Below are 7,608 nucleotides of genomic sequence, written 5' to 3'. Positions count from 1 at the left end.
CATGGCGAAGCCGAGCAGGCCGATCGCGAACAGCAGCAGGAGATCCAGCACCTCACCGGCCGCGGCGTAGGCACCGACGCTGGCGAAGAACAGGAGATAGAGGAGCGCGTCAGCGCGCAGCATCTCGACCGCGTGAGTGGCGATGGCGGCCTGGTCGGTTGAGCGGAGTGGTGGTGGGAAGGCGATGGCGTCGGCCGTGCCAGTCGTCGATCTGCTCGAAACCGGCGTGCCGGATGAGTTGAACGGAGAGGTCATCGGCGGCGCCCTTGGCTACGACGCTGCCGCTGAACTCGGACGTGATGGTGATCGGAGTAGGCAAGGAAGTCTCCAGAGCTGGGAGGACGGAGGATTCGCAGGAAGCGGGGCACCTGGTAGAGGGTCCGGCGCATCCGGAGTTTGGCCCGGCCGCGGATCGCCGGTAGAAGCCGCAGGCGTCCGGCCCCGCGGGGGCATCGGCAGAAACCGGGGCGTCCCGCCGCAGCGGGACGCCCGGTCGGTCAGAAAAAGGGGTTCTCGGTCGACCGGTCGGTCCCGGTGGAGGCCTGGAGCAGCTCGGTGAGGTCCTCCGGCCGGGAGGAGCGCTGGTCGATCCACCGCCCGGCGCGGGTGACCGTGCTCCCGACACCAGCACCGCTGCCCCAGCAGCGCGAATGACACAGAAAGAGGGCTCGGGGCCCGTTCGTGAGACGTCGTGGCACATCCATCGGTGCGTGGGACACAAGCATTCTCGCTGGCACGGCCAGCGCCTTCTCGGCAGGTGGTGTCCGTGCCGCCATTCGACCTACCCAGCGGGCGCGGGTGAGGCGCAACTGATGTGGTGAAAGAGCAGGCGGTCGGGTACCCGCCTCGTACCAGATCGCCGACCACCGGAAGGCAGTGGGATGTCGAGCAGCGTGAGTGCGGAGCGGCGGGGCGCGATGGCGGGTGAGGGGCCTCGGAGTCTTCGGTTGCCGGGGATCGTCCTCGGTGTGGGCCTGGGTGGCTTCGTGGACGGGATCCTGCTGCATCAGCTGTTGCAGTGGCATCACATGCTGACCAGTACCAATGACGACCGGATCGGGGTGAAGTACTACCCGGCGAACACTGTGTCGGGTCTGGAGATGAACACGGTGTGGGACGGGATCTTCCATGCGGTCTGCTGGGTGGCGGTTCTCGCCGGTCTGGCGGTCTTGTACGCGCGGGTGACGCGCCACCGGCGCCGGGTGTGGACGTCTGCGGCGTTGTGGGGCTGGATCCTGGTGGGCTGGGGCCTGTTCAACCTCGTCGAGGGCGTCCTCGACCACCACATCCTGGGGATCCACCACGTCTACGCCGGTGACCAGCAGATCTGGTGGGACCTGGGGTTCCTGCTGCTGGGCGCCCTGCTGGTCGCGGTGGGCTGGCTGATCCAGCGCCGGGCCAAGCCCTTCGACCCGGAAGGTGACGGGCCGGTACGGGAAGCGCGGCGCGCATGACGGGCCACCCTGCCCATCATCAGGAGTCCGGCGGCCTGCCGCTGGATGTTCTGCTGCCGGCGGTGTTCGTCGTGCTGCTGGCCGGCGGTTACGTGCTGCTGGCGGCCCGCGCGCGCAGGCGCAATCCGCAGGCCGGGTGGAGCCGGTGGCGCACCGGATGGTTCCTGGCCGGGTGCGCGCTGCTGGCGGCCGGTCTGCTGCCGCCGATCGCGCCGTGGGCGCACGGTGACTTCCGCGGCCACATGCTCCAGCACCTGCTGATCGGCATGTACGCGCCGCTGGGGCTGGTGCTGGGAGCGCCCGTCACGCTGCTGCTGCGGAACCTGTCCGCCGGCAAGGGGCGGCGTCTGACCGGCCTGGTGCAGAGCCGGCCGGTGCACGTGCTGGCCAACCCGGTCACCGCGCTGATGCTCAGCGTCGGCACGCTGGGGCTGCTGTACTTCACGCCGCTGTACAACACGATGTCGGCGAACGTGGGGCTGCACTGGCTGCTGCATGTCCACTTCCTGCTCGCCGGGTGTCTGTTCGCCTACGTCATCGCCGGGCCCGGCCCGGCCCCCGCCCGGCCCAGTGTTCCGGTGCGGCTGGTGGTGCTGGGCGTGGCGATCGCCGCACACGCGGTGATCTCCCAGCTCATGTACGGCGGGTTCGGCATCAACATCCACGCCCCTGTCGACCAGGTCCAGGGCGGCGCCCAGATCATGTACTACGGCGGTGACATCGCCGAGCTGCTCCTGGCCGTCGCACTGGTAGCGGCCTGGCGCCCGCAGGCCGCCACCCGGCGGGCCCCGCGTCCCCAGCGCCGACCGGAGGCGCGGCCCGCGGTGCCGTAGGCCGCTCATCTCTGATCGGCGGCTTTATGTGCTTGGTGCTATTCCTTGCCGCCGGTGAGCGCGGACAGGGCGGCGTCCAGGCGTCGGGTGGCTTCCTCGGCGACGGGCTTGAGGGCGTCCTGGCCGGTCAGGGTGACCATGGTGTTGGGGTCGAGGGCCTGGACGGCGATGCGGTCGCCGTCGGTGCGGACGACGACGTTGCACGGCAGCAGCAGGCCGATGGAGCGGTCCGCCTCGATGGCCCGGTGGGCCAGGGGCGGGTTGCAGGCGCCGAGGATCAGGTAGTCCTCCATCTCGTGGCCCAGCTTCTCCTTCAACGTGGCCCGCACGTCGATCTCGGTGAGGATCCCGAAGCCCTGCTCGGCCAGTGCTTCGCGTACGGCGGTCACGGTCTGTGCGAAGTCGCTGTCCACGTGCACGGTGCGGCTGTGGGTCATGGCCGTTCTCCTTCTTCGTCGTCCGATATGTCCGATGTCGGGCGGGTACCCGATCGGGGAGGCCCCCGACCTGGAATATACCCCCGGGGGTACGGGTGTTACGGTGGAAACAGATACCCCCCCGGGTAATTTCCATGCGAAAGGAGTATCCGCGTGTTCTTCGTTGACACCATCGAGCTGGAAGGTCTCGGCAACCGCAGCTACCTGGCCGGCGGTGAGAGCGCCGCGGTGGCGGTGGACCCGCCGCGCGACATCGACCAGGTCCTGGCGGCAGCCGCCCGGCGCGGGGTGCGGATCTCCCATGTGGTGGAGACCCACGTCCACAACGACTACGTCACCGGCGGCCTGGAACTCGCCCGGATCACCGGCGCCCGCTACCTCGTACCGGCCGGCGCGAACGTCGCCTTCGCCCGCGTGCCCGTGGCCGACGGCGACCGTGTGGACATCGACCCCGGCAGCGGGGTGACGCTGACCGCGATCGCGACGCCGGGCCACACCCCGCACCACACCTCCTACGCGCTGCGCGAGGCGGGACGTGCGGTGGTTGTCTTCACCGGCGGGTCGCTGCTGATCGGCACCGTGGGCCGCCCGGACCTGGTCGAGCCGCGGCTGACCGAGGAACTGGCCCGCGCCCAGCACGCCTCCGCCCACCGCCTGGCATCCGGCCTGCCCGACGAGACCGCGGTGCTGCCCACCCACGGCTTCGGCAGCTTCTGCTCCTCGGCCCAGTCCGAGGGGGAGGAGACCACCATCGGCAAGGAGAAGAGCGCGAACACCGCGCTCACCGTCGACGTGGACACCTTCGTCGCCGACCTGCTGGCAGGGCTGGAAGACGTGCCCGCCTACTACGCGCACATGGCCCCGGCCAACGCCGATGGCCCCGCACCGCTCGACCTGACCCCGCCCGCCCTCGCGGACGCCCACGAGATCACAGCCCGGCTTGCGGCCGGCGAGTGGGTCGTTGACCTGCGCAACCGCGTCGCGTTCGCCGAGGGACACGTGGCCGGGTCGTTCAACTTCGAGGGCGACGGCAAGATCGCCACCTACCTCGCCTGGATGATCCCCTGGGGCAAACCGGTCACCCTGCTCGCCGAATCCGCCGAGCAGCTCGCCGGCGCCCAGCGCGAGCTGGTGCGGGTGGGCATCGACCGCCCGGCCGCCGCCGCCACCGGCGCCCCCGCCGACTGGCTGCCCGCCGGACAGACCCCCGCCTCCTTCCCCCGCTCGACCTTCGCCGGACTCGCCGACCACGGCAGCGACGACAACGTGGTGGTTCTGGATGTGCGCCGTGACTCCGAGCGGGCGAACGGCTGGATCGAAGGATCGGTGCACATCCCCATTCACGAGCTCCACGGCCGCCTCGCGGAGGTCCCGCCGGGGACGGTGTGGGTGCACTGCGCCGGAGGCATGCGGGCCGCGATCGCAGCCTCCCTGCTGGACGCCGCCGGCCGCGACGTCGTCGCCGTCGACGACGGCTTCGACGCCGCCACCGACGCCGGCCTGCCCCTGACCACAGGCTGACACCCAGCTCCCAGCACAGCACGAAAAGGAGAGGGGAGAACTCGATGTTCCTCTTCCGCCGCAGCCACCCCCGCGTCAGCGTGGACCAGGCCCACAGCCGCACCAACGGCGACATCCCGGACGCCGTTCTGCTCGACGTCCGCGAGAAGCCCGAGTGGAAGGCGGGCCACGCCCCCGGCGCCGTCCACGTCCCCCTGTCGAAATTCGTCGCCGGCACCGACCTGCCGGCCGAAGCCTCCGGCCGGCCGCTCGTGGTGATCTGCCGCAGCGGACACCGCTCCCAGCAGGCCGCGAAACTCCTCAACCAGCGCGGAGCGCAGGCGGTCGACGTCAAGGGCGGCATGAACGCGTGGGCCGCCGCCGGACACCCCGTCCTCGACGAACGCGGGAACAACGGCCAGATAGTGTGAGTGCCCTCGTTCTCGCCCTCACCGCCGGGGCCGTCGTCGGCCTCGCCCTCGGAGCCCTGGGCGGCGGCGGCAGCGTCCTGGCCGTGCCCGCCCTGATCTACCTGCTCGGCTTCAGCCCGTCCGCGGCCACCACCGCCAGCCTGATCATCGTGGCCGCCACCTCCGCCACCGCCCTGTACGCCCACGCACGCGACGGCCACGTCGCCTGGAAAGCCGGATCACTGTTCGCCGCCGCCGGCATCATCCCCGCCTACCTCGCGGGAGCAGCCGCCGGCCGCGTGCCGGAAACGGCGCTGACCGTCGCGTTCGCGGTGATCGCGGCACTGGCAGCGGTACGGATGTTCCGCCCGTCCTCATCGAGGCCGCCGGAGCGGATACGGACCGGCAAGGCAGCCGGGTCAGGCGCCGGACTCGGCGCGGTGACCGGCTTCCTCGGCGTCGGCGGCGGCTTCCTCGCCGTCCCCGCCCTGGTGAGCGTCCTCGGCCTGACCATGCGCCGCGCGGTGGGCACCAGCCTGCTCGTCATCACCGTCAACTCACTCGCCGCCCTGGTCGCCCGCACCGGGACCGGCGGCGGCCTCGACTGGGCACTGATCGGACCGTTCACCGGAGCGGCCATCCTCGGCGCCTGGGACGGCAAACGCCTCAGCACCAAGGTCTCCGGCAACAGCCTGCAAAAGGTCTTCGCCGCGGTTCTCCTGGCGGTGGCCGTGTTCATGCTGATCGACGTGATCGCATGAACAGCCCAGCCACCGCGGCCCGGCTCAGGCCAGGGACAGGAACAGCTTCTCCAGCCTCGCCCGCATCTCATCGCGGTCACCGGCCGCCTGACCGCCCTCGGCCATGCAGTGCTGCAGCCCGGTCGCGATGATCGCGAACCCGGCCCGGTCCAGCGCACGGGAGACCGCGGCGAGCTGCGTGATCACATCCTCGCAGTCCCGGCCCTCCTCGATCATCCTGATGATCCCCGCGATCTGGCCCTGAGCCCGCCGCAGCCGGTTCAGCACCGACTTCAGCTCGTCGGCCGCCATCTCAAGCTCCACCGTCCACCTCCACAAAATCTGATACCCCTAGGGGTATCATACCGGGTCCGGACACCGGCCCCCGGAACAGCACGGAAGGAACACCCCGCACATGACCACCCCCACCGCCCTCATCCCCGCCCAAGCCGCCGCCCGCCTTGACGACTACACGGTCATCGACGTGCGCACCCCCGGCGAATACGCCTCCGGCCACCTCCCCGGCGCCCACAACATCCCCCTCGACCACCTCCACACCGCCCTGCCCGCCCTCAAGGCCGCAGCCTCCCGCAGCAACCTCCTCATGGTCTGCGCCTCCGGCAACCGCTCCACCACCGCCTGCACTGAACTCGCCGCAGCCGACATCCCCGCCACCACCCTCACCGGCGGCACCACCGCATGGGCCGGAGAAGGCCACACCCTCCAGCGTCCCGAGAACAGCCGGGCCGTCTGGCCCATGGAGCGTCAGGTCCGCCTCGCCGCCGGCACCCTCGTCCTCCTCGGCCTCGCCGCCGGCACCCGCTGGCGCCCCGCCCGCTGGCTCTCCGCCGCCATCGGAGGCGGCCTGATCTTCTCCGCCGCCACCAACACCTGCGGCATGGCCGCCGCCCTCGCCAAACTCCCCCACAACCAGCCCCGTACCACCGACCTCCACGCCACCCTGCAAGCACTGCAGGACTGAGAGGTCGTTTTCGTCTTCTCCGCCCGTCTATGAGTCGATTCTCGGAGTGTCGGGGTGCGGTACAGGCGGGGTTGCTGTGGTGGGCGATGCCTGCGGGCCGGGTGGGGTTGCGGATGGGGCGGAAGACTACGTGCTCCTGTCTCTTCCCAGGATGTCCGGTCTTCGCGGTCGTGTGCTTCTGTCGTCATTGTTGTGCGCCTGGGCGCATTCGGTCCGGCGCGGTACGCCGGAGACATGCCGAAGTGACGTCCGTATCCGAGTGATCTGTCCGATGCCCGCTGGGAGTTGATTGAGCCGGTCCTGGCCGCGTGGCGCTTCGAGCGCCGTGGCAAAGCCCTGCCTTTCGGCCGACCGCCCGAGCACGACCTGCGCGACATCATGGACGCGATCTTGTACGTGGACCGCACCGGGGTCCAGTGGCGGTACCTCCCGCACGACTTCCCGCACTGGAACACCGTGTACGGCTACTTCGACAAATCGGTCGACAAGGGCGTATTTGCCCAGCTCAACGGCCTGCTCCGGCAGCTTCTGCGAGAGGAGGAAGGCCGGGACGCCGAGTCGACGGCCTGCGTGATCGACGCCCAGAGCGTCAAGACCTCCACCAACGTCCCCGCGACGGGCCAGGGTATCGATGCCGCGAAGAAGATCGTCGGCAGGAAGCGAAGCATCGTCACCGACACACTCGGCCTTCTCCTTACCGTGCTGGTGACCGCAGCCAGCGTGCAGGACTCCGTGGCCGGGACCGCACTGCTCGACCAGGTCGCTGCCAAACACCCGGGCATCCGCAAGGTCTGGGTCGACGACGGCTACCGCCAACACCTCGTCGAACACGCCGCCACCCTCGGCATCGGCATGGAGATCACCGCACGCAAGCCTGGGAGCAGAGGCTTCACCTCGATCCCGAAGCGGTGGGCGGTCGAGCGAACCTACGGCTGGCTCATGCTCCACCGCCGCCTCGCCCGCGACTACGAAACCCTGCCCACCCGCTCCGAAGCCGTCATCCACATTGCCATGACCGACCTCATGGCTCGCTGCCTCACCAGCGAGAACACCATCTCCTGGCGTGGCCCGAAGACGAACACAGAACATGCCATCCCGGGATGAAACATCGGACGAAAACGATCTCTGAAAGCAACGCCTTGGTGATCGGCAGGCCCTTAGAGGACGTTAAGTCCGTTTCTGGTAGCGGCCGCGTCCGGGTTGTTCGAGGAGCCCCTGGCGGACGAGTCGTCCCAGGCGGGAGCGGGTGACG

10 protein-coding genes are annotated in these 7,608 nt (G+C 70.0%); 7 read left to right on the top strand and 3 right to left on the bottom strand.

Features of this window, described 5'->3' with window-relative positions:
- On the bottom strand, nucleotides 1-255 hold a 255-nt coding region (locus ABZ863_RS34885; RefSeq protein ID WP_358543985.1), incomplete at its 3' end, for a hypothetical protein.
- A 626-nt stretch (nucleotides 256-881) separates the two neighbouring features.
- Between ABZ863_RS34885 and ABZ863_RS34880 the strand changes: the two genes are divergently transcribed.
- Together ABZ863_RS34880 and ABZ863_RS34875 are read left to right on the top strand one after the other, a co-directional pair.
- The gene (locus ABZ863_RS34880; RefSeq protein ID WP_023416931.1) at nucleotides 882-1,454 is read left to right on the top strand and encodes a DUF2243 domain-containing protein; all 573 of its coding nucleotides are present in this window, start codon (nucleotides 882-884) and stop codon (nucleotides 1,452-1,454) included.
- Entirely contained in the window at nucleotides 1,451-2,287 is an 837-nt protein-coding gene (locus ABZ863_RS34875; protein ID WP_023416930.1) for a cytochrome c oxidase assembly protein, read from the top strand. The genes ABZ863_RS34880 and ABZ863_RS34875 overlap by 4 nt, the downstream gene beginning before the upstream one ends.
- 38 nt (nucleotides 2,288-2,325) lie before the next feature.
- Here ABZ863_RS34875 and ABZ863_RS34870 read toward each other — a convergent pair whose 3' ends face one another.
- Nucleotides 2,326-2,724 (bottom strand): DUF302 domain-containing protein, encoded by a 399-nt coding sequence (locus ABZ863_RS34870; RefSeq protein ID WP_023416929.1) that lies wholly within the window; start codon nucleotides 2,722-2,724, stop codon nucleotides 2,326-2,328.
- A gap of 153 nt (nucleotides 2,725-2,877) precedes the next feature.
- Here ABZ863_RS34870 and ABZ863_RS34865 point away from each other — a divergent pair, with 153 nt between their 5' ends.
- The 3 genes from ABZ863_RS34865 to ABZ863_RS34855 are packed head-to-tail and all read left to right on the top strand — an operon-like array spanning nucleotide 2,878 to nucleotide 5,395.
- Nucleotides 2,878-4,245 carry an MBL fold metallo-hydrolase gene (locus ABZ863_RS34865; RefSeq protein WP_023416928.1) on the top strand — a complete coding sequence of 456 codons (1,368 nt, stop codon included), beginning with the start codon at nucleotides 2,878-2,880 and terminating at the stop codon, nucleotides 4,243-4,245.
- A 44-nt stretch (nucleotides 4,246-4,289) separates the two neighbouring features.
- On the top strand, nucleotides 4,290-4,655 hold the full coding sequence (locus ABZ863_RS34860; protein ID WP_023421635.1) for a rhodanese-like domain-containing protein: 366 nt from the start codon (nucleotides 4,290-4,292) through the stop codon (nucleotides 4,653-4,655).
- Nucleotides 4,652-5,395 carry a sulfite exporter TauE/SafE family protein gene (locus ABZ863_RS34855; protein WP_128462196.1) on the top strand — a complete coding sequence of 248 codons (744 nt, stop codon included), beginning with the start codon at nucleotides 4,652-4,654 and terminating at the stop codon, nucleotides 5,393-5,395. The genes ABZ863_RS34860 and ABZ863_RS34855 overlap by 4 nt, the downstream gene beginning before the upstream one ends.
- A gap of 24 nt (nucleotides 5,396-5,419) precedes the next feature.
- On the opposite strand, the gene ABZ863_RS34850 is transcribed toward ABZ863_RS34855, so the two are convergent.
- Complete coding sequence (locus ABZ863_RS34850; RefSeq protein ID WP_358543982.1) at nucleotides 5,420-5,686, bottom strand: metal-sensitive transcriptional regulator; 267 nt, start codon at nucleotides 5,684-5,686, stop codon at nucleotides 5,420-5,422.
- Between the two features lie 103 nt (nucleotides 5,687-5,789).
- Between ABZ863_RS34850 and ABZ863_RS34845 the strand changes: the two genes are divergently transcribed.
- Complete coding sequence (locus tag ABZ863_RS34845; RefSeq protein ID WP_023416924.1) at nucleotides 5,790-6,356, top strand: rhodanese-like domain-containing protein; 567 nt, start codon at nucleotides 5,790-5,792, stop codon at nucleotides 6,354-6,356.
- A 264-nt stretch (nucleotides 6,357-6,620) separates the two neighbouring features.
- Nucleotides 6,621-7,460, top strand: coding sequence for an IS5 family transposase (locus ABZ863_RS34840; protein ID WP_358196039.1), 840 nt, complete (start codon nucleotides 6,621-6,623; stop codon nucleotides 7,458-7,460).
- Nucleotides 7,461-7,608: the final 148 nt, after the last annotated feature.

The organism is Saccharomonospora sp. NPDC046836 (genome assembly GCF_040645195.1).
Taxonomy (GTDB): Bacteria; Actinomycetota; Actinomycetes; order Mycobacteriales; family Pseudonocardiaceae; genus Prauserella_A.
Note: the sequence above shows the minus strand (reverse complement) of the source record. Positions and strands in the feature narration are given on the sequence as shown.

Coding starts and splice junctions, on each gene's coding strand:
- ABZ863_RS34880 (WP_023416931.1), top strand. CDS start 882: ATGTCGAGCAGCGTGAGTGCGGAGCGGCGGGGCGCGATGGCGGGTGAG.
- ABZ863_RS34875 (WP_023416930.1), top strand. CDS start 1,451: ATGACGGGCCACCCTGCCCATCATCAGGAGTCCGGCGGCCTGCCGCTG.
- ABZ863_RS34870 (WP_023416929.1), bottom strand. CDS start 2,724: ATGACCCACAGCCGCACCGTGCACGTGGACAGCGACTTCGCACAGACC.
- ABZ863_RS34860 (WP_023421635.1), top strand. CDS start 4,290: ATGTTCCTCTTCCGCCGCAGCCACCCCCGCGTCAGCGTGGACCAGGCC.
- ABZ863_RS34850 (WP_358543982.1), bottom strand. CDS start 5,686: ATGGCGGCCGACGAGCTGAAGTCGGTGCTGAACCGGCTGCGGCGGGCT.
- ABZ863_RS34845 (WP_023416924.1), top strand. CDS start 5,790: ATGACCACCCCCACCGCCCTCATCCCCGCCCAAGCCGCCGCCCGCCTT.